14 protein-coding genes are annotated in these 25,392 nt (G+C 44.7%); 3 read left to right on the plus strand and 11 right to left on the minus strand.

All coding sequences use genetic code 11. The features are described 5' to 3' along the window. Window positions 1-154: 154 nt before the first annotated feature. Complete coding sequence (locus ABIX36_RS08485) at window positions 155-823, plus strand: phosphatase PAP2-related protein (protein ID WP_348081734.1); 669 nt, start codon at window positions 155-157, stop codon at window positions 821-823. Between the two features lie 69 nt (window positions 824-892). Further along, window positions 893-2,467 (plus strand): alpha,alpha-trehalase TreA, encoded by a 1,575-nt coding sequence (gene treA / locus ABIX36_RS08490; RefSeq protein ID WP_348081735.1) that lies wholly within the window; start codon window positions 893-895, stop codon window positions 2,465-2,467. 275 nt (window positions 2,468-2,742) lie between these two features. Here the strand turns inward: treA and ABIX36_RS08495 are convergent, their stop codons facing one another. After that, window positions 2,743-4,776 (minus strand): glycoside hydrolase family 65 protein, encoded by a 2,034-nt coding sequence (locus ABIX36_RS08495; protein ID WP_348081736.1) that lies wholly within the window; start codon window positions 4,774-4,776, stop codon window positions 2,743-2,745. 10 nt (window positions 4,777-4,786) lie between these two features. Further along, complete coding sequence (locus ABIX36_RS08500) at window positions 4,787-6,115, minus strand: vanadium-dependent haloperoxidase (RefSeq protein WP_348081737.1); 1,329 nt, start codon at window positions 6,113-6,115, stop codon at window positions 4,787-4,789. A 204-nt stretch (window positions 6,116-6,319) separates the two neighbouring features. Here ABIX36_RS08500 and ABIX36_RS08505 point away from each other — a divergent pair, with 204 nt between their 5' ends. Further along, window positions 6,320-7,258 (plus strand): GyrI-like domain-containing protein, encoded by a 939-nt coding sequence (locus ABIX36_RS08505; RefSeq protein ID WP_348081738.1) that lies wholly within the window; start codon window positions 6,320-6,322, stop codon window positions 7,256-7,258. Here the strand turns inward: ABIX36_RS08505 and ABIX36_RS08510 are convergent, their stop codons facing one another. The 9 genes from ABIX36_RS08510 to ABIX36_RS08550 form a co-directional block, all read right to left on the minus strand. Next, window positions 7,259-10,627: a VCBS repeat-containing protein gene (locus tag ABIX36_RS08510; protein WP_348081739.1), complete on the minus strand. Its 3,369-nt coding sequence runs from the start codon at window positions 10,625-10,627 to the stop codon at window positions 7,259-7,261. Between the two features lies 1 nt (window position 10,628). Further along, on the minus strand, window positions 10,629-10,994 hold the full coding sequence (locus tag ABIX36_RS08515; protein ID WP_348081740.1) for a cupin domain-containing protein: 366 nt from the start codon (window positions 10,992-10,994) through the stop codon (window positions 10,629-10,631). Window positions 10,995-11,010: 16 nt separating this feature from the next. Continuing rightward, window positions 11,011-14,310: an FG-GAP-like repeat-containing protein gene (locus ABIX36_RS08520; RefSeq protein WP_348081741.1), complete on the minus strand. Its 3,300-nt coding sequence runs from the start codon at window positions 14,308-14,310 to the stop codon at window positions 11,011-11,013. A 79-nt stretch (window positions 14,311-14,389) separates the two neighbouring features. Beyond that, window positions 14,390-15,928: a RagB/SusD family nutrient uptake outer membrane protein gene (locus tag ABIX36_RS08525; protein ID WP_348081742.1), complete on the minus strand. Its 1,539-nt coding sequence runs from the start codon at window positions 15,926-15,928 to the stop codon at window positions 14,390-14,392. A 13-nt stretch (window positions 15,929-15,941) separates the two neighbouring features. Further along, on the minus strand, window positions 15,942-18,968 hold the full coding sequence (locus tag ABIX36_RS08530) for a SusC/RagA family TonB-linked outer membrane protein (protein ID WP_348081743.1): 3,027 nt from the start codon (window positions 18,966-18,968) through the stop codon (window positions 15,942-15,944). 450 nt (window positions 18,969-19,418) lie between these two features. After that, on the minus strand, window positions 19,419-21,032 hold the full coding sequence (locus tag ABIX36_RS08535; protein WP_348081744.1) for a DUF6377 domain-containing protein: 1,614 nt from the start codon (window positions 21,030-21,032) through the stop codon (window positions 19,419-19,421). 244 nt (window positions 21,033-21,276) lie between these two features. Continuing rightward, window positions 21,277-23,739: a glycoside hydrolase family 31 protein gene (locus ABIX36_RS08540; RefSeq protein WP_348081745.1), complete on the minus strand. Its 2,463-nt coding sequence runs from the start codon at window positions 23,737-23,739 to the stop codon at window positions 21,277-21,279. A 252-nt stretch (window positions 23,740-23,991) separates the two neighbouring features. Beyond that, window positions 23,992-24,519, minus strand: coding sequence for an adenine phosphoribosyltransferase (locus tag ABIX36_RS08545; protein WP_348081746.1), 528 nt, complete (start codon window positions 24,517-24,519; stop codon window positions 23,992-23,994). Continuing rightward, window positions 24,516-25,364, minus strand: coding sequence for a helix-hairpin-helix domain-containing protein (locus ABIX36_RS08550; protein ID WP_348081747.1), 849 nt, complete (start codon window positions 25,362-25,364; stop codon window positions 24,516-24,518). Before ABIX36_RS08550 ends, ABIX36_RS08545 begins: the two co-directional genes overlap by 4 nt. Between the last annotated feature and the right edge of the window lie 28 nt (window positions 25,365-25,392).

Raw genomic sequence — 25,392 nt, forward strand, 5'->3', positions numbered from 1 at the left:
TTAAGGTACAGATTAAAAACGTGAGCTGAAAATTTTGCACTTCAAATAACCGAAACTGGCGCATCTGTTATCTTAATCTAATATTAAAATAACCATTATTTAATATTGAGCCGTTTTTTTAACTTTGCACCCCTAATTAATGTGATAAAAAATAGTGCCGCAAAATAATACCCGTACAATAAAGGAAATTTGGGTGGAAGCCCTCCAATCGCCCAAAACACGCTCAAAAATTTTGCTGGGTTCTGTTGTTACCATCGTTATGCTCTCCGGTATGCCATTCTTTTTTGGCCAAATCGAAAAAAGGAATGGTATTGTGTTAAACGATTGGGTGCTGGCCTATCTGCCTGCCTATAACGTATCCTTACTTATTTTCGCGCTCATCTGGGGCATGGCGATACTCATTGTTTACCGGGCGCTTTACAATCCTCATATCTACATTAAATACGCATGGACATTGTTTTTTGTGAATTTAAGCCGCATGATCACCATAATGGTTTTCGCACTTGACCCACCACGCGGTATGGTGCATTTGATCGACCCGATCACGGGCATTTTTTACGGTAACGCGGTAATCACCAAAGATCTTTTTTACAGCGGGCACACCTCCACCATGGTGCTCGTTTTCCTCTGCCTTGATAAACGCAACGACAAGATCATCGGCTTTATCGCCATCATTTGCGTAATGGTGCTACTGCTTATTCAGCATATCCATTACACCATTGATGTACTGGCCGCGCCGGTTTTTGTATACACTATCTATCTTATTACCAGCCATTTTCTAAAGCTGGATTCGCCCGACAAAATTACCGGCGACGAGGCTTAAAAAAGCTTGTGGTTAGCGCATAATATCTTAAATTTATAGTTCGTTATTACCACTATAAACGGCTATCCTATGCTCAAAAAACTCATCCTTATTGCTTTGGTATTTACTGCCACCTATACTAATGCCCAGCAAAAAACACCGCGCCAATTGTTCCCAGGCCTGTTCGAAGCGGTGCAGTCTTCTTATATCTTCCCCGATAATAAAACCTTTGTGGATTGTACGCCCAAGTATGAGCCGAGCCAAATCATGAAGTCGTTTAACGAGCAAAAAGGAAAAACCGGTTTCAACCTAAAAGAGTTTGTGCTTTTTAACTTTACGCCGCCAGCCTCGCCTACCCATGCCTTCCAAACCAATATAGAGGAGGGCATCCGCAAGCATATCGATACCCTTTGGCAAGTGCTGCAGCGCAAGCCCGATGCGGGTTCAAAGCTTTCCTCCCTCGCCGCTTTGCCCAACCCATATATCGTACCCGGCGGGCGTTTCCGAGAGATCTATTACTGGGACAGCTACTTTACCATGTTGGGCCTGCAGCAAAGCCACCAGGAAAAAGTGATTGGCAACATGATAGATAATTTTGCTTACCTCATAGATACTTACGGCTTTATCCCTAATGGTAACCGGGCTTATTACCTTACCCGCTCGCAGCCGCCTTTCTTCGCCATGATGGTGAACCTGCTGGCCAAAAGCGAAGGCAATGCCATCCTTTCCAAATACCAACCACAACTGATCAAAGAATATAACTACTGGATGCTGGGTGCTGCCACGCTTGCCAAAGGCAAAGCTACGCACCGCGCCGTGCGTATGCCCGATGGGACATTGCTTAACCGTTACTGGGATGAAAGCGACGAGCCGCGCGAGGAATCGTACATCAAAGATGTGGATGCCGCTAAAACCACCAAAAAGCCTTTGCCTGTTTTTTACCATCATGTTCGCGCGGCAGCAGCTTCGGGATGGGATTTTAGCAGCCGCTGGTTTACCGATCCGGCTAAAATTGGCACCATCCAAACTACCGACCTGGTGCCGGTAGACCTTAACTGCCTCATGTATAACATGGAGCTCACCATTGCCCGCAGCTACCAGGTAAAAGGCAATACCGCGCAATATAAACTATACACCGCCAAGGCCGCCACCCGTAAAAAGGCTATCCTTAAGTATTTTTGGGATGAAAAAAACGCCTGGTTTAACGATTACAACTGGACGAGCAGCCAGCGTAGTACCATACCAACCCTTGCAGCTGTTTTCCCGCTGGAGTTTAAAATTGCTACTGCCGCGCAGGCAAAAAAGGTTGCAGACGGCCTGAAAGCCAACTTCCTGAAACCGGGCGGCCTGGTTACTACCCTAAACTTTAGCGGCCAGCAATGGGATGCGCCAAACGGTTGGGCACCCCTGCAATATATGGCTATAGACGGTTTAGAAAACTACAACCACCACGAACTGGCCAAAGAAATAGCCATCCGTTGGATGAACCTCAACATCCGCGTTTTTAAACAAACCGGCAAACTGCTGGAAAAATACAACGTAGTAGATACCAGCCTCACCGCCGGCGGCGGCGAATACCCGCTGCAAGACGGCTTCGGCTGGACGAATGGGGTGTTATTAAAATTAATGAACCGGTATAATTTTGATGAGAAGAAGGGGGAGTAGGGATAGCGTAGTTGAAAGGGGTTGGAAGTTAAAGAGGAATGCTATTTCAGATGCCTTATTTTTAATTCTGTGAATTCTGATTCGGACAATGGCGATGCTTTCAGCCCGGGCTATGCACTGCAACTCCTCATTCCGCGCTGCTGATAGAAGCAGCACTCCATTCCGGGGTTTCCGCTTCTATCCCTATCGCCGCTTGGCGGTGAGGACACCGCCAACTGGGAAAGAAAATAAATAAAACTCCCCCGGTGCGGTGTCCTCACCGCAACCATATTGTCTTACTTCACTGTATAAGTCATCTTGCTAACGCCTACACCGGTTATTTTAAGCGATTTCCAATTAGCAGGCAGCTTGCTTTTTACCTGCACAATGCCGGTTGGTGTAATATCCAAACCGCCGAAACCCATTAGCATGGCCTGGATAATACCGCCTGCGCCGGTGGCAAAATATGGGTTGGTACCGCCTTTGGTTTCCGCAATCACGCGGAAGGGTGGGTTAAGATTTGGCTCGTAGGCATCTTTAAACCAATGGTAAGCTTTCTCTCCGTTGCCCAAGCGGGCGTAAATAAGAGCGAAAACGCCTTGCGTCATGGCCGGGGTGCCTTCATTGGGTACACGGGTTTCGTAGTATTCAAGGTCTTTTTTTATCTGTGCCGGGTCGGTGATGGTTTTTAGAGGGTATGCTAAAAGGTTTACGTCGGCTTGTTTAATGCCTTCGCCTTTATATTGCGCATGCTCCTGGGTTACACCATTGTCCATTTTGAGGATGGGGATGTTATTAGCCACGTTCATCCAATCGGGATTGGCAGTTATACCCAATATTTTAGCGGCAGCAGTGGCATTTTTTAAGTTAACCTGCGCTGCAGCGTTAGTGAAAGCGTTGTTATCGATATTCTCGGCCCATTCATCAGCTGCAACCACGTTTTTAATATCATAGTGCCCGGGGCCGTTGCGTTCTACACGGCTCGCCCAAAAATCGGCAGTGGCAGAGAGCACCGGCCAGCCTTTTTCGCGCAGCCATTCTTTATCCTGCGTTACACAGTAGTAGTTCCAGGCGGCGTTAGCCACATCGGCGGTAATGTGGTGCTCAAAGGGACCGCTTAGCGCCCAAACGGGTGTTTCCTCTACCCCGCTATCGGCACTTTCCCAGGGGAACATGGCACCTTTATAACCATGCGAGAAGGCATTTTTTCGGGCATTCTCCAGACGTTCAAACCGATATTCCACCATTGATTTCGCAATTTCGGGGTGCAGCACCAGCATGGCCGGGAACATCCAAAGGTCGGTATCCCAAAACACGTGGCCGTTATAACCCAAGCCTGAGAGACCCATCGGCGATGGCGATAAGGCCGTTCCTTCGCGTGAGAAAGAGTACAAATGATATAACATGCTGTGCACATCCTGTTGTGCCTGCGTGTCTCCTTCAATTTGGATATCGCTTTTCCAAAGTTCGTCCCATGCTTTGTTGTGGAATTGGATGAGCCTGTCCTTACCTTCCAGCAGGGCAAAAATGGTTAAACGCTCTGCTTCGTTCAAGGGATCGGCGTGGTGGGCGGAAGTAATGGACGAGCCCGTTACCCCATACGAATAGGTTTGCCCCGCGCCAATTTGATGACTGAACTTCATCAGGTGCATGTTGTTATCCCACATCTCATGGATCACGCGCGGCTCTTTGCCATGCTCTTCATTAAATAAAAACGAGGTGGAAGCGCAAAGCTGTAGCTTGCCGGTAGGGCTTTTCGCTGTAGAGGTTAACAGACTGATGGTTACGTGCGGTCGGTCTATCTCGTTGTAATAATTTTCCACCTGTTTTAAGGCATCCGGAGCTTCCATTACGCTGGCTGCGGTTATGTTGATAGGTTTTTTGGCGGTAACAGCTACATCCATCAATACGGTGTAAGGCAGTTGCCTCAGCGAATAATAAGTGTATTTAATACTCGCTTTATCTGCGTAATCAAACGTGGTGGTCATGGCTGCGTGCTGCATATCCAGCTCCTGCTTAAAGTTGCTCACCATTTTGGCATCCAGGCGTTTGCCATCAACCTCCAGGTACATATTCAGCAGGTTAAAGCTGTTTAAAAAATTGCTTACCCGGCCCCGGCCGTACAGGTCATACGCGCCGGCGAGCACCACATTTTTTACTTTAAATGGTTCGGGTGAGGATACGATACCGATCATCCCGTTGGCAACGGTGATGCCGTAATAATTTGCAGGATCAATTTTATCAGCCTTTATCACCCACGGGTTTTGTGCAAATGCCCCAACCGATGCAGACAGACTTACCAACAGGGTAAACAGCGTGATTTTTCTCATAAAATGCGGACTATTTTATCTTTAACTGCAATTTCTCGTTAACTAATTGCCCAATTTTACGGCCCTGAACGTTACCCACGTCGCAGGCAATTTTGTAGTGGATACCACCATAAACGCGCGACATCGCAGCCTCCTCGGCAGCAGCCCTGAATGAGGTAAACTTGCGCGGCGCAATGCCAAATTCAGATTCGGACGAATCTGTATAAGCAATATTATCTCCAAAATCATGCGTTAAAACTTCGGCGGCGGCAGCAGAAATAACGGCGTGCCCGCTAATATATTCGGGGAATGGGGGGGTTTGGATATACGGGCGCCATTCGGAATTGAGAACCTTGGTTATCACTGTCTCCGGGCGAACGCTGTTAGATTTATATTTCACATACCAGCAATTGATAAAGGCGTCAAATAAGGCGATAGAGGTTTCGGTGTAAGCGGCAACAGTTGTGCCGAAATCTGCTTTTTTGAGGGCCGAACCTACCCCGGCTATGTTCATCCAGTGGCCACCAGGTGAGAATTTCTTGGTAGCGAAGGACGCGTGGCCTATCACATTCAATTTAAAAGCGTTATCATCCCAAAAATCGGCCATGTGTTTTTGCTCGGCACTCAGACTGTCTACCAGCGTTTTAACTTCTATTACACTTTTGTAAAAAACACTGTTCTTATCGGTCATGTTATAAGGCGGTGGCTCGGGGGCAGCTATCTGCGAGGCAGAATCCAAAACCATCGGGCGGATCTCCCCCCAATGCGGCTCCAGCGCCTGGGCGTACATGGGCGGGGTGGGAATCCAGCGGCCATCTTTACGCGTAACGGTATATTTACTTGCCGATCGTGTTTGAGCGTAATGATCCTTCTTGCTCCATTTCATGATGTATTTGGCAACCGTATCCGAGTAGGCAACGGTATTCTCGAATACATCAGATGGCATACCGGCATCTTTGGCCTTTTGCTTCAGCTCATCTACATAGGTTGACATGCTGCCCTCAGGAAAAGTAACGGCATTGCCTACGAAGCAGAAAGATAATAACGATGCGAATTGAAAATCTATCACCTTGTCCTTTGGCGGGGCTGGCGCGGCGGGCAAGTGCTTTATCTGGCCGGATAAAGAGCGGAAATGTGCAGGGTCGCCGGCGGCAATTACCTGGTAGGCTGCAATATTTGCATAGACGTAGTTACGTGAACCAATAACGGGTGGAAAATTATTTTCGAGCACAATATCGTTCAGTTTTTTTACCGTGGCGCGGTACAATTCGGGGTCGTGGGTAACTTTTTGATAGTCAGCTTTCTTACAGGATGTAAAAGTTAAAATTGCACCGGCAAGTAATAACAGGAAACGGTTCATAATAGTGTATTGGTTTAAGAAAAACACCCGGCAAACACGTAGCGGATGTAATTGGTTTTTCTTTGTTTATAGGCTAATGTAGCGTTTTTATAGCAATTGGGAGGCATAAAAACTGTTTGATTTTAACTACCCGAATTAGTTACTTTTGCGTCACAAAAAAGCATATCCGCTTGTTGAATTTTATCTTTGGTTATTGATCTTTTTATGAAGAAACCGGCTCTGTTAGTACTCGGCATATTGTTGTTAGCCTTTATCAGTATCTATTTTATCATCCCGCAAAATATTACGGCAACAAGTACGGTTACGGTTGATGCTACCGATGGGAACGTGTTTAAGTTCCTGGTGAAAAAAGAGGCTTGGCCTAAATGGTGGCCCGGCGAACACGACCCGAAAGACAGCGACTTATTTGCATACAACGGCATGATGTACACTATCAAAAAGGATGCAAACAGCTATATAGAGGTAAATATTAATACCACCAAAGTAGAATTGGATAGCAAAATAAACTACCTGGCGGCAGACGACGGGGCCACAACAATAAGCTGGGAAGCCGTAAAACAAAGCAGCCTTAACCCATTTGAAAGAATATCAGAGTTTGTGCGGATAAAAGCCGAACAGACCGACATGGATAGCATCCTATCCCGCTTTAAACAGTTTATACAAAAGGACTCCAATGTTTACGGATTGGGTATAAAAATAAACAAGGTTAAAGACGGCATTATGCTGGCTACAAACGCGGTAACCAAAACCCCTCCTTCTGTAGAAATGGTGTATGGCATGGTAGCAGATCTGCGGAAACAAATAGCGGCCCAAAATGCCACCGAAACTAATAAGCCGATGCTGAATATCAATAAGGTTGATGATAGCGAATACCATGTTATGGTTGCGGTGCCTATTAATAAGGAGATAAAACCCGGTGCAAATTCGGTGGTTAACAAGATGGTAGTTGGGGGTAATATTCTTACCACAGAAGTAAAAGGCGGCAGGAATACCATAGACAATGCCATGGGGCAACTGCAAAACTTCCGCAAGGACTACAAGCTTACGGGTGTTGCCATGCCTTTTGAATTGATGATCACCGATAGAACCATGGAAAAAGATACCAGCAAATGGGTAACCCAATTATACTGGCCTATACTTTAGTTACCTGGTTACCAGCAGCACTTTCCCTTCGTAAGTAACTACAATATAACCTTCACCCGCAGCGGTTTTAACCGGTTGCGGGCCGGTCATCTCCTGGAAGTTGAACAGCGGGTTCACCCAGTATTCCGGCAGCGAGAGTTGTTTGCGCTGCTTATCGTAGTGCATGGTTACTATTCCCAAGGCATCATACTTGCCCTCGTAAGGCACCACACCCCAAAAATTCCCGTTCAACAAAACATCACCCTGTTTATTATTAAGCGGCAAGATAGAACGGATTGGCGCTTGTTGGTACAGGTACGGCAGCTCGGTTACGGCTTTAGCATGTAATACATCGCTGATAAAAACACTATTGAACTGGTTAGCAATCAAACGGTTATCGTCGCTTATATTGTCTTTAAAAATCTCGTCGGTTGTTTTATCAGCCATTTTTTGAAAGCTTAAAAACTCTTTCTTCAAATAAGGCAGCTCTTGCTCAAGGTCGTTCTTTGGCCGAAAGGGATAATATTTACCTTTATAAAAGTACGATAGCAAAAGATCGTTCTTGCCATCGTTATCCAGGTCCTGGTTGTAACCATAAAGTGGCTGCTTGGCCGCTACATTGTACTTATTGTTCTCACCCCAATTACCCGCTATCAGGTCAGCTTTACCATCACCATCCAAATCGGTAATGGCGGCAGATTGCCACCAGCCTTTTGCATCATCCAACACCGGCGATGAAAATTTCACCAGCTTTTTATTCTTGTTAAGGAAGATCTGTACCGGGCTCCACTCCGATGAAACGATGATATCATCAACACCATTATGGTCGATATCGCTTGCGGAAATACCTGTGATGTACGGGATGCCCGTGATTTGTGCGAAACTATTTTGGGATGCTATCGCGAAATTCCCGTTACCCTTGTTTAGCAGCACGCCGCCCTTTGCCGTTGTGGTATAATCTGTAAATGATACAGCTGCTGTAAAGAACAGGTCGTTTAGACCGTCGCCATCAAAATCATAAAGAAATATTTTCCCCGCCGAATTCTCGAGTTTTGGTAAGGCCTTGTAGTCAAACTTAAAGCCTCCCTTATTGATGTAGAGACGGGGTTGCACCCTTTTACCCGGATCGGCAAGCGGATGATTGGCGCTCATCACCAGCAGATCGGGCAGGCCATCGTTATTTACGTCGGCCCATTGCGCTTCGGTATCGCCATAATCTTTAAAAGCGGCAAAGGCGGCAACCGTAATTTTAGTAAAGCCGCCCGCTTTATTGCCGGCTAAAATGTATTTTTCGTCGCCTGCAATGCCGCCTAAGTAAATATCATCCAGGCCGTCCTTATCTATATCAGCAACTGCAACTGCGGGGGTATGTGGCAAATAAGTATGCGGCAACAAGTTATAATAATTAAAGTCGGGGGTATCGTATTGCTGCACGGTGGCCAGCACACGTGCTTTTACCTGTACGCTTGTAAATTGCGCGTCTCCTTTTATGTAGCCGGTGATCAAAGCCACCATATCTGTAGTGGATTGTGTTTGTGCTTTACTATAGATGATCAGCGTTTTTTTGTTAAGGCTGAAGTTCTTGATCACTTGATAGGAATTATCCGGCCAAACCACCAGCAGTTCCACGGGCTTATCGCCCGGTAAAAAGGTGAAGGTGAGATTGTTGTTTTGCGTGCTCTCGTAAGCGGTGCTGGTTTGGATCTCCTGGTGGTCGAGTTCTTTTGTAGAACGCAGGAAGAATTTTGTGCCGATACCATCCGGGTTTAAACCCGTGTATTTTACGCTAAAGTTGAGATACACTGGGGGCTTAGTTTCCTTTACCTTCTCCATGGTCATATTCTGATAAATGAAAGCAGGAGCATCCATATTGTTGGTCACCATATCCAAATCGCCATCGTTATCCAGGTCTATAGCCACCGCCCCGGCAGATACCGAAGTATCGCGCATATCGTTTCCTTCAGATATGTCGGTAAACTTTAGTTTGTCGCCGCCGTGGTACAGGTAGTTATGCACCTGCCCATCGGGCATCAGATTTATTTTCTCCTTATCAAAAAAGCGACTGGTCTTAAAATCTTTGATCACGTTAGGGTCGCCCAAATATTTAAGGTAATCCATATCGTTAAGGCGCTTTTTAATACCGTTGCTAAAAAACATGTCCTTGCGACCATCCATATCAAAATCCTGCACCAGCGGCGACCAGGTCCAATCCGTTGCCGACATGCCCGAATACAAGCTTACATCCACAAACTTATTGCCGTTCCCCACATTCAGTTGCAGGCTGTTTTTCGAGTACTGATAATAATACCCCGCGTTCACTTCCTGGTTGTAAATATCCAGTGGTTCATCATTGATGGTAGATTTCAGCACCTTCATCTCCTCGGGAAGCATATCTGTACTGATCACATCCAAATGCCCGTCCTTATTTACATCACTAATGGCGTTCCCCATCGAAAACAAGCTGGTGTGCCCAAAGGCGCTTTTCAGCTCCTCTTTAAACGTACCGTTACGCTGGTTTACATAATAGTAATCCTGCTCAAAAAAGTCGTTGCTTACGTAAATATCGTCCCAGCCATCGTTGTTCAGGTCGCCAATGCTTAGGCCAAGCCCGTAACCGATTGGTGCCGAATAGATGCCCGAACCCTGCGTTGCATCCACAAACTTCCCGTTATCATTCCTGAAAAGATGATCGCCGGCATCGTGGCTGTATTTAAAACGCTGGGTAGAATCACCGTAGGTATCGTTGCTGTGTACCGATGAGGTTAACAGGAACATATCCAGATCGCCATCTTTATCGTAGTCAAAAAAGCTTGCCTGGGTGGAGAAGCCCGAAAAATCGAGCCCGTATTTGGCCGCCGATTCGGTAAAGGTTAAGTCGCCGTTGTTAATGTATAGCTGGTTTTTACCTTTAAAGCCTTTAAAATTTGCTACTACGCAAACGTAAATATCTTTAAGGCCGTCGCCGTTGATATCTACTACGGTAACACCCGTTTTCCAGTTGCCGGTTCCCTTTAACCCGGCTTTTTTGGTAATATCTTCAAACTTTAGTCCGCCTTTGTTAAGGTATAGTTTGTTTTCGCCCTGGTTGCTGGTAAAATACAGGTCTTCCAGGCCATCGTTATTAAAATCGGCGGAGGCCACGCCGGCCCCGTTGTAGAAGTACAGGTAATCCAATATGTTAACCGAATCGCTTACAATGTTGTGGTTGATGAAATCGAGGTGGCTATCCTCTATCGCTACCAGTTTAAAAATACCGTCCCCGGCCTCTTTCTTCTCGCAGGAATTGAAAAAAGCCACGCATGCCAGTATAGCGCAGCAGATGGCCACGGTAGATTTTAATGCAATGCCCGAAGTATAAGGTAAGCGTTTCTTGCGCTTTGCTTTTTTCATTTTATAAATATTCCGGGGTTTCCACCGTTAGTTCACTCACTTTATCGCCTGTATTGAGCGTACCCGCGGGCTCAAACAACATTACATGCACCTCTTCTGCAGCTACCGGCTTATGCTCGGTACCTTTTGGGATGATAATAAAATCGCCTTGCTTTAGCTCTATAATCTTATCGCGCAGGTGCATTTCAAACGCCCCGTTCACCACCAAAAACATTTCATCCTCGTTATCGTGCTTATGCCAAACAAATTCACCGGCAAATTTCACAAGTTTAACGTGCTGACCATTAAGTTCCCCTACAATTTTGGGGCTCCAGTGTGTAGTAAATTGCGAAAGCTTATCGTTAATGTTTACCTTTTGTACGCTCATAACATGCCGCTAACACTTAATGCAATTTATATGCTTTAAGTTTATCATCGTTCAATCCAAATAAAAAGTATTTTTCGCCCCTGCTGTTTTTTATCATCAGCGATGAGCGTATTTGCCCGGTTAGGTTTATACCGCTTTGTGCAGGCGAAATATACACAAATCCGCTTTTAGTATACTTATAAATTTGCCCGTGGCTGGCATCTAATCGCCCTACCTCGGGTTTAAAGCCATAAAAGTTACCGCCTAAGATGATAGAAGGGGTGCCGCTATTGTCCAAATCATCGCATAAAATGGTGTTTACGTTTGATAGCTGTGCATTATAAGGCAATGCCTTCACCGTAAACTTGCCACCATCATTCATGAATACTGCCGAAGCAAGGTAATTCATCTCATGCGTCTCCGCTCCTTCCAATTGACCGTCGGGGAAGATCTCATTAAATGGTTTTCCGGCGTAATCGTCATACTTCAGGTATTTCTTTTTGAGGATCGGCATTTGGCCAACCAGGTCGGGCTTCATGTGGAATACGTACGGCACGTGGTCACTCTTGTACATAGAGGTAACACATTCCTTAGTGCCGTTCTTGTCAAAATCCTTCACGTATATTTTCATTGGCTCCTCAAACGTTGCCTTGAATTTTATATTGAGGCCAATGTTGCCTGCAATAATATCGGGTTTGCCGTCTCCATTTACATCAGCGATTTGCAGGCTGCTCCACCAACCTTTGTACCTATCCAGCTGCTTATCCTGGGCAAATTTGCCTTTATCGTTCTTAAATATTTTGATGCCCATCCAGTTGCCTGCTACCACCAGGTCGGGGTAGCCGTTGCCATCAATATCCGCCCATTGTGCAGCCGTAACCATACCAAGCCTGGTATCGGCGCCTAAAACCTGTGCCGATACATCGGTAAAATGCCCGTCACCATTATTATGGAACACATAGGATTTTGGCGACACTCCGTAAGTGCCGGGTACGCTCCTGCCACCTATAAACAGGTCGGGGTGCCCGTCTTTATCATAATCGCAGGTCATTACTACCGATGCGTTTACCGGGGCAGGGAGCGATTTTTGCGCATTGCGATGCAGGTTACCCTTACCATCATTTTCGTAGAAGCGCGGGAAGTAAACAGGCGTTTCGGCCTCATCTTCGTTACCCCCTACTCCTATGATAAGATCTTCGTCGCCGTCGCCATCAAAATCACCAAAGGCAGCGCCCGCGTTTTCCAGGTAGCTTTGCTTACCCAGATCCTCCGGCACGTATATATGGAAGCTTCCATTTTTTTGCTGGATGTAAATAGATGCCGGGTTATCTTTTGAAGCCCCGAAATAAAAATCTTCCAGCCCATCCTTATTAAGATCGCCTTTAGCCATATAGGGGTTATCGGTAGAGAGCATTTGCAGCATCAGCCGTTCGTTATCAAAATCGATAAAGCCGTTTTCGATGTGCGTGGGCACCGAATCGAAGAGCGTTTTAGCTACATCGGTAAACATGGGTTTCACCACCTTTTTGGCGAAATCATAAGTTAATTTGGCATCGGCAACTTTATAGATATAAACCTGGTTTACCTGCAGGTTTTTAGCTACCTGGTATTTACCACCCGGCCATATCACCTGTAAGGAGTCTACGCTGCTTTCCTTACCTAAGCCAATGGTGATCAAATTTGGCGATGTGCTGCTTTGGAAACCGCGGGTTGGCTGCTGGTAATAGGTCAGCGCCTCGCCCTTAGCAAATACTTTTATGGTACTGCCAACACCAAAACGGTTTTGTCCCTCGCCTTGCAGCTTGAGTTGTATAAAATTGTTCTTTAACGTTTCCGCATTGTTTTTGTAGATGAACAGCGGCGAGTTTACGTTATTTACAATAAGGTCGTTGTCGCCATCGCCATCCAGGTCGCCATATGCGGCACCGTTGCTGAACGATGGATCGTCCAAGCCAAACTCCTTTGCCTTATTGGTAAAAGTAAGGTTATGATTGTTGGAGAACGCGTAGTTGATAAGTGGTGTAGACACCATCTTATCGGTAAAATCTTTATAATCGAAACTTTTCTTTTGGGCAATCTTATCCATGTTTTCGCGATTGCCCAAAAATTCGATGTAGTCCTGGTCGGTAAGGTCCTTATATATGCCGTTGGATACAAAAATATCCTTCCAGCCGTCGTTATCCATATCAAAAAACAGGGTGCCCCAACTCCAGTCGGTTGCGCTTACGCCGGCATTAAACGCTACTTCAGAAAAAGTGCCGTCGCCATTATTTAGCTGCAGGCAATTTTGCATGTATTGGTTAAAATACCCATCGTGCTGTTTTAGTTTTATTACATCGAAAGATTCGAACGAGGTCATCTTTTTCAAACGCCTGTCGCCCTCGGGGAGCATCTCGGTAGTAAAAATATCCAGGTTGCCGTCGTTGTTTATATCCGCAATGTCCGACCCCATCGAAGCCAGGCTCAGGTGCCCGGTTTCGGCTTGTATGTCTTCTTTAAAGGTTCCGTCCTTTTGGTTGATGTAGAGGTAGTCGCGCTCAAAAAAATCGTTAGATACGTAAATGTCGGGGTAGCCATCGTTGTTTACATCGGCAACCGATACACCCAAACCAAAGCCAATATCGCTGCTGAAGATGCCTGCACCTTTGGTTACATTGGTAAAATGCCCGCCATCGTTGCGATACAGGCGTGCACCACCCAGTTCGTCCACCACCGCGCGCAGGTTTTTGCTAAAATCAAACGAGCCTATTGGCCTGAAGGAGTTGTTTAGGATAAAGCAATCCAGGTCGCCATCGTTATCATAATCAAAAAATATGGCCTGGGTAGACAATCCATTATCAACCAGGCCATATTTTGCGGCTTCTTCTTTAAAGGTGCCGTTGTGTTGGTTTATAAAAAGTTCGTTGCCTTTCCTATCTATAATATTACCACTATGGCAAACGTAAATATCCAGCCAGCCGTCGCCGTTGATATCAACCATGGTGATACCGGTGCTCCAGTATTTGGTGCCTTTTACGCCAGCCTTATCGGTAATATCTTCAAATTTCCAGTTACCCTTATTAAGGTATAGCTGATTGCCGCCCTGGTTTGATGACAGGTATACATCGTTTAGCCCATCGTTATTAATATCGCCAATGGCTACACCGCCGCCATTGTAATAATTACGAAACGTAAATACGTTGGTGCGATCCTGCTCATTTAACTTATTTACAAAGTTCACGCCTAAACTGCCATTGTCCTGCAGCGAAAAAAGCGGATTATCAACACCACTTTTGCGGCATGATAAAATAGATACAGTAATAAAAAGTAACAGTATCAGGGGTGTTTTTTTAACCATTGCGGGGCGCAGAAAAAACAAACGTAGCGAATTTCTTCGCTACGTTCAAAATCAAATATAAACCAAAAATCTATTTTAATTAATAACCCGGGTTCTGTTTCAAGTTAGGGTTGGTATCAACCGCACGCTGAGGGATTGGGTAAAGTGTTTTAGTTTTATCAGTGGCAGCAGGGCGCTGATCAACCGGATCGTTAAATTTCTCAAAACGGATCAGGTCATTCCTTCTCCAGCCTTCGTAATATAACTCGCGGCCGCGTTCTGCTAACATTACTTTGGCATCAACAGAACTTAAAGTACTTGCACCACGAGGGCTACGAACAGCATTAACAATGCTCAATGCAGTTTGACCAAGTGGATCGGTACCGCCACGCATAATTGCTTCTGCTTTTTCTAACAACACATCGCCATAACGTAACATTACATAATCATTATCCTCGCTGTTATCGGGCACGGTTCCATCTGTATTTGGATGTGGGAAGTATTTAAACACCCTGATACCTTGTGCTTCTGTAGAAAAGTTAAGGTTAACCGTCTCTGTAAATACCAATGGTTGACCACCACGTTGTTTTAGGGCAACGCCGCCCGGACCGTATTGCTGGCCAACTGCAAAACCTGCTCTTAAACCAACTTTATCAGTTAAGCCAGGGTAAGCAACGCCACGGCGCTCATCAGATGCTTCGAATGATTTATAGAAATCGGCAAGGGTAGTAAAGCCGTTCCAGCCATCCGGAGTTTGATTGTAGTGCAAGCCCATTTTCCAACGGTTTTTTGATGATCCCGGCACCCTTGACGGGATGTTGTAAATACCAAAAATGTTACCGTGAGATTGTTCTGAGTTATCCCATGCAAAATCCTGGAAGTATTTACCTGCAGGCTCTAATGTGTAACCAGCAGTGGTTATTTTGTTTGCGTATTCAATAACTTTATCCATATCTGCCTTAGCAAATGTGAATGGCCCACCCACCGTAGCAGAAGTATACACCGCTTTGTTTAGGTAGATCTTGGCTAACAATGCCTGTGCGGCAGCTTTGCTGGCAACACCAATGTTTGGCGCGGTACCCAATTTAGATTCTGCGAACTCAAGATCTTTGATCATGAAATTTGTAGCCTCTGTACGGGTCATTACGGTTGGGATAGAAGAGTTTGGCGCATCCGGATCGCGGAATGGTTGCTGGCCGTACAAATCTACCACCTGGAACATAAAGTAAGCACGTAAGAAACTTGCTTCTGCTTTAATTTGATCTGTAGTTGCCCTTGTAATAACCTGTGTTGCACGGAACACACCAATATTCAACTGATCCCAGGTATCGTTTATCTGGCCGTGTGATGCAGTCCAGGTGTGCGTGTGTAATTTACGCCATGCACCAAAATCTCCCCAGTCAGTACCACGGGTTGGGCCCATCATTTCATCTGTTGGGTGCTCTTGTAGAGCATACGTATTAGCCTGATCTGTTTGCCCGTTCAGTTGTGAATAAACGCCGTTCAAATCCGCCGCGCTGGCCACACCCCCTGCGTCTACGGATCTTGAGCCGTAGACCTTCTCATCTAATTTTGCACAACCTGTGGCAGCTAAAAATGCCATGCCACAAATTGTTGCCTTGAATGTTATATTTTTCATGCTCATATTTTTTTTAGAAACTTGCGTTTAAACCGAATGTGAATGTACGTGCGCTTGGGTATGATGTATAATCAATACCTCTTGAAGGCACTCCGTTTCTTTCTTTGTTTGTGTTAATTTCTGGGTCAAGGCCACTGTAACCGGTGATCAGTACAAGGTTTTGGCCGGTTACCGATACACGCAGTGTTTTAAACACGCTTCCTTTTACCGGGAATGTATAACCTATAACAGCATTTGATAACCTGATGAAATCACCTTTCTCAACAAAACGGCTTGATACCTCACCAGAGTTAAGCGCATTTTCATTTGTTACAGCTATATCCTGAGTTACGTTACGCCCGCTTACAAGGTTGCCTTTGTAGAAGAACGCGTTGGCAGTGTTATTATAGATATAAAAACCAGATGCTCCGTTTACGAAGAAACTCGCGTTCCAGTTTCCGTAAGTAAAGCTATTGCTTATACCTGCAAGGAAGGTTGGAAGCGGGCTGCCGTGCGGTGTTGCAGCATCAATACCATCAGGATAGATACCAAAACCATCTTTATCTAAGCCGTTATACTGAGATACGTTGAAGGTGTACAGTGGGTAGCCGTTTCCAATAAACTGTGAGTAAGCACCAGATAAACCCTGGCCATCAATGTTACCGGTGATTACGTTACGGTTACCAAAATTCTCGACACGGTTTTTAACAAAAGTCATGTTGTAATTGATATCCCAGGTAAAGCCTTTTGCGCTTGATGATTTCACAGCAGCAAAGTTTAAACCAAGCTCAACACCTGTATTTCTTACGTTACCAGGCAAGTTAACCCAGTACCTTGTATCGGCAGCCGGCTGCGCCAGATCCTGTAAGAACAGCAGGTCTTTTTGTGATTTATTAAAATAATCCAAAGTACCGCTTAAACGGCCACTAAGTATGGTGAAATCTAAACCTGCGCCATAAGCAGTTTGTGTTTCCCATTTCAGATCTGGGTTAGCTGCATTTAGCGGAGAACTTGAAGTACCGTAGTAGTTAAGTTGTTTTAACCTTAAAGAAGCATAAGACGGGTAATCCTGGTTACCTGTTTGGCCGTAGTTTAAACGTAAGCTCAAATCATCAAATACGCCTTTTGGAGCCCAGCTTTCGCTGCTGATACGCCATTTAGCTGCAACAGCAGGGAAGGTAGCGTACTGGTTGTTGGCACCAAAACGAGAAGAACCATCCCTACGTACAGTACCGGTTAAGATGTAACGATCTTTGTAAGAGTAGTTAACACGTGCAAAATATGATTGCAGTTTGTAGCTGCTACTATCACCCACAGGATAAGCTAAACGGTGGGTAAAGCCATCGTAATCGTAATAATCTTTAACGAATTCTTTTTTGTTGGCAGTACCCCATGCAAAATCATTGCGGTTGAAGCTTTTGTAAGAAGAGTAAGAGTAGCCAACCAATGCGGTAATTGTGCTGTTGTTAGCAAACTTCTTGTCGTAATTTAAGGTATGCTCCGTAGTGGTACTCCTTAATTCATTATGTTGTAAAATACCACGGCCATTGCCTGTTGCAGATGGGACGTTAAAATCCCTTATACCGGTTTGGTCAGTGAAACCAACAATAGTAGGATCGTAATAAGTTTGCCTCAAACCATCAGCTCTGTCAATACCAATGTTGCCTTTGTAAGATAATCCTTCAATCAACCTCAAAGTAAGACTTAAGTTGTTCAGGTAACGGTTAATGTTATCTGTGTCGTCAATCTGGTTCAATAACGAAACCGGGTTACGGAAACTGTTGCCATTTGGAAAACCGTTAGCATCGTAACCATTTAAGTTGTAATAACGGCCTTTATTATCGTATACTGGTATAGTTGGGTTAGTTTGCAATGCAGCACCTATTAAGCTACCATTAAAACCGGCGTTATTAGTGATAGGCGCAAACCTGTCTTTTACGTTTGAGAATAACGAAGTAAGGTCAAATTTAACCCTCTCGCCAAAAAACGATTGAGAAGCATTGATACGTGCGTTAAAACGACGAAGGTCTGTATTCTTAACAATACCTTCCTGCCTGTCGTAACCTGCAGATGCACGGTAGTTACCTGTATTGCTGGCACCACCAAAAGCTAAATTGTAGTTTTGAGATACAGCTGTTCTCAAAATTTCTTTTTGCCAATCGGTATTACCTCCGTAATCAACAGCGGCTGGGTCAGCACCCACGCTTGCAACGCCTTTCAAGAAATCTTCGCGGCCAAGCAGGTCGTAAGTTTTAGCCGCTTTTGATACACTTGTGCTTGCACCAAACTGGACGCCGGCGCCTTTACGGCCCTTACGTGTAGTAATTAAGATTACACCGTTAGCACCACGGGAACCGTAGATTGCTGAAGCAGATGCGTCTTTTAATACCGAGATATTTTCGATATCGGCAGGGTTGATAAATGCCAATGGGTTACGGGCAGATGCGCTACCTGCACCGCTATCATAACCACCTGCAGTACCGCCATTATCCAAAGGCACACCATCCACTACATATAGCGGGCTTGAACCAGAACGGATTGAGCTTGCACCACGGATGTTAATGGTAGCACCGGCACCGGGTTCGCCGCTTGCCGGGGTTACCTGCACACCTGCTATACGGCCTTGTAATAACTGCTCTGGCGTTGCAATAACACCTTTGTTGAAATCTTTAGGGCTTAATGATGCTACCGAACCGGTCGCATCCTTAACACGTGTACTACCGTAACCAATTACAACAACCTCGTTTAATGCCGTATTGGTAGACTCGAGGGTTACTGCCACGAATGTTTTACCATCCAGGCTTACAGTTGTTGATTTGTAGCCAATGTAGTTGAATACCAAAGAAGTAGTGTTTGCCGGTACAGACAACCTGAAAGTACCGTCGACATTTGTTTGGGTACCGATACCGCCACCGGCGCCTACGGTTACGCCTATGAGAGACGACCCGTCCTTTTTGTCGGTTACTTTACCTGTTATCACCTTATTTTGAGCAAACGCAGGCTCAAAAAAGAAGCAGGTTAAAGCAAAAAAACATAATGTGAGTAAGTGTTTAAATTGCATAGTTTGTGGTTTAATTAAAATTGGTTATATAAAAGTTCTTGTACATGGTTCCCGTTAAATTAAAAACGCACCGTTAAAAATATCGGCAGCTCCGCTTTAAAACAAATTGTGCTTACCGCACGGTACTCAAAAAAATTTAATACTAAATGGTTATACTGGCTTATTGGCTAAAAATGGGCCTGCGATAAATAAATATTTAAGCAATTAGCTTATTAAAACATTATTCATCTATACAAAGATGTGTGTCCTGAACCTCAATCCCTACTCATTTGGGGTATTAATAAAAAAATATAGACTAATTTTTTATTATACAATTGACTTTCAACTAATTAAGTGTTAAAAACAAGCGAAAAATATAAGTGTTTTTTACAGCTTTTAAGGTTATTTATGTTAAAATAGTACATTAAATAGTTTTTAAAGTGCCAGCGGTGGCAATAAAACTACCTCTTACTATTCAACCGAATCAACAGCCTTTATATCCATAATACGGTGTTCAAATTGCTCGGGATTTTTTGACTTTGCCTTTATACGCATTTTGTACACGTAAATGGTATTTACCGAGTATTCCAGTATTTTGGCGATAGTTTCGTTATCGTTTATACCCATCCGTATCAGTGCAAATATCCGGAGATCGGTATTCAGCACTTCATGTTCTTGCGGCCATATCTGGTCCTTCTCTTCAAATTGTGAATTAAATACCGATATGAAATTTGGGAAGATCTTTAAAAAGATATGATCGAAGCTGTGATACAGTACCTCCCGCTCTTTCTTTATATTTATATTATTGATTATCAATCTAATATCATCGTACTTTTTGATAGACAGTTTGGTATCTACCGACATTTTCAGCTTTTCGAGCTTTAATATATACCCCGAGATGATTTTAAAGAACTGCCCAATGTATTCTTCCTTAATATGTGCGTCCTCTATCAGCTTGTAGTTCACCTGCTTTAGCAGCACGTTCTTATCTTCAATAATGCGTTCCTTATGCTTAAGCTTGCCTAACTGCTTGTATATCATTATTAAAAATAATATTACCAGCGATGCCAGGGCGGTTATCGCCAGCAGAAACACCAGGATCCTGTTCTTTTCGCTTTCTGAGTGGTTAAGTTCTTCAGCAGCTACAAGCGGCAAAATGGCGCCTATTTGTATTTTTCGCTGGCGCGCGCCGTAAAAATCGGCATCGGCCTTGGCCAGTTGTACAAAACTGTAGGCATCTTTTATATTACCGGTTTTGTAAAGCTGCTCTGCCAGGGTAAAAAGTGCCACAGTTTCTTTGGTAGAGGACTTAATATCGGCAATTGCCGATTGAATTAACAGGCTTATCCCCTCGTCCTTCCTATCAGAATTTATATAGATCTGCCCCAGCGAGCAACTGATCATAGCACGCAGGTGCATAGAGATGGGCACACCGGGCTTTACTAATTTGCTTAATTCCTGCGAGCCATTGTAATTATCGTTAGCGCCCACGTGCCTAAGCCCCGAGTAATAGATGCGATCTACCGAACCTATTTTACTGAGTTTAATGGCCGAATCGATATAGGAGTTACTTGCGGTAAGGTAATCGGGCGAAAAGTATTTGTCGCTGTTGTATTTTGCCAGGTCGCTGTTGCAGCGATACATAATAAAGTAATACTCCACCTTCATGCTGTCGGTAAGCAATTGGGGGTTCACCCTTCTCATGCAATCAAAGGTCTCTTTAAACATGCCGGAGGACAGCAATATAAACCCGAGCTTTATTTGGCTGTAATACGCCCGCGACATATCATTCATACTGACGCTGAGGTTTTTAAGCTTATTTACGTATACGTAAGCCGAATCGTATTGGTACGACTTATACTCATCATACAGTTTAAGGCAAATATCATATTGGGTTGAATAGTCGGTTCTGGATGTTTTTTGATGAAGGCTGTTAAGATTTTTTATACGATCCTGCTTGGCGCTATCGTATGCGTCTTTTTTTGAAATTTCTGCTTTTAACTGGGTAAGCAAGCTGTCTTTATCCGCCGAAAAAGCAGAACCTACGCAAAACAACATGAAGAAGAACAGTAGAAATAGCCTCATAAATTGGTTTCAACAGCGGATTAAAGTTAATAACTAAAAATTAAACCCTAAACAAGTTCAAAGCCATTCTGGCTTTTTTGCTATAATGGTGGCTAATTTTAATTTTTATTAGCGAGTCCTTAACACCCCGTTGTTTAGAGTTAGGAATTTTACAATTAACTATAAATGTTTTGGGTACGGTAAACACAAAAAGCCCGCAGCTTTTTAAGCTGCAGGCTGGGTTTTTATAAGATCAGTATATTTCTTAGTAAGTAATAGCAAACTGGCCATCACTATTTTTAACCGTCAAGCTCTTTACGTTCTCTCCTTCAACCGGGTTCGACAGGCCGGTTGGGTCGAAACGTGAGATAGGCACCATCAGCGCGCTAAAATCGTCGGCAGCTTTAAATTGCTTGCCGTTTAGCTTAATTGCTGTGGCATTAAAACCGTGCAAAATAACTTTTATGTTGTTGAACTTAGATTTTGAAGAACCCTCCGCCTTGCCAAAAGTGATCGCTTTTTTACCGGCATCGTAAGTAATCGTCCGTTTGTAAAAATCACCCTTTTCGTAATCGTAGCTTTCGCCGTCATCCTCGTAATAAACAAATTTGTTGTTGATATCGCCTCTGTAAACGTGTATGGTTAAGGTGTCAGTCGGTTTTTCAGCTGTGGTTTGTATCAGCGACTGCATTGGGATAATGCTGCTTTCTTTTACATACACCGGCAGTTTGCTCATAACCAATTCAATACTAAGTTTTGTGTTACCCTGTTGCACCGCGCCGGTATACATATCGTACCATTTACCCGCCGGGAAGTATACCCTGCCAATAGCCGTCTGGCTGTCAAATGGCAGCACTAAAAATGCCTGGCCAAACATGTACTGGTTTTCGTAAGTACCACTATACACATTCTCATCGTGCGTATAATCAATAGCCAATGAACGCATTACAGGTTTGCCATTCTCTTTTGCTTCGTAGAAGGACGAATACAGGTATGGCAATAATTTATAACGCAGGTTGATGTAATTACGGGTGATCTCCAGCACTTCCTCACCATAGGCCCATGGCTCTGATGATTTGGTGTTGATCTGCGTATGGTTACGCATATACGGGTTAAACGCGCCTATCTGCATCCAACGTGCATACAAAGCGGGTGATGCACCACCTGTAAAACCGCCAACATCCATACCTGTGTAAGGTACACCACTTAGCCCAAGGCTGTTCATCAAACGGACACCCGCCATCATGTGGCTATCTTCGGCGCGGTTATCGCCTGTCCACATCGCGGCAAAGCGCTGTAAACCTGCGTAGCCAGAGCGGGTTAACACAAACGGGCGTTTGTTGCCACCCAGTGCCGCGCGGTAACCTTCGTAACTGCTACGGATCATCTCCAGCCCGTATACGTTATGAATTTGCAGGTGCGATGCGCCTTTGCCTTCGTAGTTGAAGAAGATATTATCCGGCGCTTTTTGGCCCCAGGTACTAAACTCGTTCATATCGTTCCAGATCCCGCTTACACCATCTGCTGCATAAGCCTTTAGCTCCTTTGCCCAAAATTCGCGCCCTTTAGGATTTGTAAAATCGGGGAAGTTGCACCAGCCCGGCCATACCTGCCCGGTATAGTTGGTACTGTCCGGGTATTTTGCAAAGATGTCTGCCGCAACACCGCGGTCGTAAACGCCGTAGCCTTTTTCTTCCTTAACACCCGGGTCAACAATAAGGGTTACTTTAAAACCCATATCCTTTAGCTTCCTGGTAAGACCCTGTGGATCCGGGAAACGGCTTTTATCCCAGGTAAACACTTTGTATTTATCCATATAGTGGATATCCAGCGTAATACCATCGGCGGGAATTTTTTTCTCGCGCAGGGTGTTGGCTACACGGTACACTTCGGTATCCGGGTAATAGCTGTAACGGTTTTGCTGGTAACCAAGGCTCCACAGCGGTGGCATTTTTATGCGGCCGGTAAGCCAGGTGTACGAGGCAATAACATCCGCCAGGTGCGAACTATACATAAAATAATAGTTCATCTCTCCGCCTTTTGCGGCAAAGGAAGAGAAGCGGTTATTGCTGGCGCCAAAGTTAAAATCAGACTGCCAGGTGTTATCCATAAATATGCCGTACTGCACATTGTGGTGCACGCCTATATAGAACGGAATGGTAGAATATAAAGGATCCTGCCCTGCAGAATAAGCGAATACATCGCTGTTCCAGTTGGTGTATGCGTTGCCGCGACGATCCAGCGGACCGGTTTTTTCGCCAAGGCCGATGAAGTGCTCGCCATCCTGCATGTGTTTGTAGGTGGTAACGTTTTCGCTCACCCACGAGGTGCTCAGGCCGGCCTCATCCTGGTTGATCACTTCGCCTGCTAACGTGGTAAAGGTGATGGCGTAAGGGTTTTTCCTGATGTTTACTTTAAGCGAATCGGTTGCGAGGTTGATCTCATTATCGTTTTGGGTAACGGTTACTTTGGTGGTTTGCGGCTTGGCAACAACAGCATAAGAGAAATCTTCGCCCAGTTGTTGTTTATCCATACGCACCCGGATAACGTTAGGGCTATACACGGCAACTTTTATAAAAGCATTCTCGGTTTTAATATCAACTTCCTGGTTATTTACAGTTGCCCCGGTAACCTTTCCCACTCTTTTTAAATGGGTTTGGGCAGAGCCGACCTGTATACAGGCGGCAGAAATAACGGCAAGGGCAACATAGCGATTCGCGATCTTCATTCTTTTCGGGAAATAGTTTATTATAATTGGATTCGGCAGGGTTTACTGCCGTTTTAAATGTATCGCAGGCAAACCAGCGGCAGCATTTATTGGATGAAATTATAATACATTTACGGGATGGCGCACCGATATTAATTTTTACTTTTTTTTTATAACCTAAAAACCCTCTAATTATTAAAATTAGAGGGTTTTTAGCGTCTAAATAACTTGAAAATATAAGATTAAATATAGATGGATTTTACCGAAAAAATATCAATAATTGGCCAGCACCATAATATTATCACTAATGGGGCTTATCTTTTCCAGTCCGTTTAAAAAGCCGAGGCCCACTACAAAGGTAAAACCGGCCACTACGCCGCCCATATCCTGGATCAGTTCGCTGGCTGCGGTTACTGTGCCGCCGGTGGCTAAAAGGTCGTCGTGAATAAGGATGCGGTCGCCGGGTTTAAAGGCATCTATGTGCAGTTCTATGGTGGCTGTACCGTATTCCAGTTCGTATACTTTTTGCTTAACGGTATGGGGCAGTTTACCTGCTTTGCGCACGGGTATAAAGGGTACGCCAAGCCTGGTTGCCAGCGTTAACCCGAATAAAAATCCACGGCTCTCCACACCTGCAATGGCATCTATCTTGGTATCTTTCAGGCCGGCTACAAAGGCATCAACAATGCTATCGCACAAACCCGGGTCTTTCAAAATGGGGGTAATATCCTTAAAAATAATCCCGGGTTTAGGGAAGTCAGGGATATCGCGGATGGCCGCCTTAATGTTTTGCTGTATCATTTATAGCTTAAATATGGTTCAATTTTACGCAAAATTCCTTCATCTATAATAGCAATGTGCTGCAAATCGGCAAGAGAACTGTAATCACCATGCTGGTTACGATATTCGATGATGGCGTTCACCTGTTTGTAATCGAGGTAGGGCATTAATCGTAGTTTGTCGAAAGTTATATTATTGATGTCTATCTTCCTGATCTTCGAGGCATCAACTTTTAGCTGGCTTTTTATCTCGGCGTACTTCAATTCATCCAGCCCATACACCTCTTTCAACTGTTCCTTATTTATAAAGCCACCCAGGCGCTCGCGGTAATATATAACGCGTTTTGCAAATGCGGGGCCGATGCCATCCAGCTTAGTTAGTTTTGCAGAATCGGCCGAATTAAGCTCAATAACCAAATTCTTAACCTCCATTCCGGGGATCTCAATGTATGGCTCCAGCGCTTTATAATCCGCCTCGGTGATGCCATATATTTTCTTCAGATCGGCCGACTTGTAAAATCTTCCTCCTTTTGCCTCGTAGTTTTTCAGGACGGCAATTTGCTTATCGCTTAGTCCCAGCATTTTCCACTTATCTGCCGGCAGGCTGTTGGGATTGAATTTAAAAAGCGTACGGCTTAGCGGCTTCTGCGTTGCCGGGCTGGTATAAGCTTGTGTGCCGCCCGGGTTGGCTTTATTGAGCTGCGCCAGCGCGGCATCAAATTCTTTAGCATTAATTGTATTATCTTTGCGATACCATTGATAAACGTAGGGCACAGCCAAAACTGCAATTATCAAAATAACCAGCACAAGCATACCGTTCCATTCTTTTTTTGTAAGGGATAGGTAATTTTTTAACTGCGCTTTCATAACAATGCTTTACAGCCGTTAAAGTAAT

It is taken from the genome of Mucilaginibacter sp. (assembly GCF_039925265.1).
In the GTDB taxonomy this organism is placed as follows: Bacteria; Bacteroidota; Bacteroidia; order Sphingobacteriales; family Sphingobacteriaceae; genus Mucilaginibacter.

Excerpts from the sequence above, each read along its gene's own strand:
- ABIX36_RS08505 (WP_348081738.1), top strand. The coding sequence starts at position 6,320 with ATGAAGAAACCGGCTCTGTTAGTACTCGGCATATTGTTGTTAGCCTTT.
- ABIX36_RS08500 (WP_348081737.1), bottom strand. The coding sequence starts at position 6,115 with ATGAACCGTTTCCTGTTATTACTTGCCGGTGCAATTTTAACTTTTACA.
- ABIX36_RS08550 (WP_348081747.1), bottom strand. The coding sequence starts at position 25,364 with ATGAAAGCGCAGTTAAAAAATTACCTATCCCTTACAAAAAAAGAATGG.
- ABIX36_RS08515 (WP_348081740.1), bottom strand. The coding sequence starts at position 10,994 with ATGAGCGTACAAAAGGTAAACATTAACGATAAGCTTTCGCAATTTACT.
- ABIX36_RS08535 (WP_348081744.1), bottom strand. The coding sequence starts at position 21,032 with ATGAGGCTATTTCTACTGTTCTTCTTCATGTTGTTTTGCGTAGGTTCT.
- ABIX36_RS08510 (WP_348081739.1), bottom strand. The coding sequence starts at position 10,627 with ATGAAAAAAGCAAAGCGCAAGAAACGCTTACCTTATACTTCGGGCATT.
- ABIX36_RS08495 (WP_348081736.1), bottom strand. The coding sequence starts at position 4,776 with ATGAGAAAAATCACGCTGTTTACCCTGTTGGTAAGTCTGTCTGCATCG.
- ABIX36_RS08520 (WP_348081741.1), bottom strand. The coding sequence starts at position 14,310 with ATGGTTAAAAAAACACCCCTGATACTGTTACTTTTTATTACTGTATCT.
- ABIX36_RS08540 (WP_348081745.1), bottom strand. The coding sequence starts at position 23,739 with ATGAAGATCGCGAATCGCTATGTTGCCCTTGCCGTTATTTCTGCCGCC.
- treA (WP_348081735.1), top strand. The coding sequence starts at position 893 with ATGCTCAAAAAACTCATCCTTATTGCTTTGGTATTTACTGCCACCTAT.
- ABIX36_RS08530 (WP_348081743.1), bottom strand. The coding sequence starts at position 18,968 with ATGCAATTTAAACACTTACTCACATTATGTTTTTTTGCTTTAACCTGC.
- ABIX36_RS08545 (WP_348081746.1), bottom strand. The coding sequence starts at position 24,519 with ATGATACAGCAAAACATTAAGGCGGCCATCCGCGATATCCCTGACTTC.
- ABIX36_RS08525 (WP_348081742.1), bottom strand. The coding sequence starts at position 15,928 with ATGAAAAATATAACATTCAAGGCAACAATTTGTGGCATGGCATTTTTA.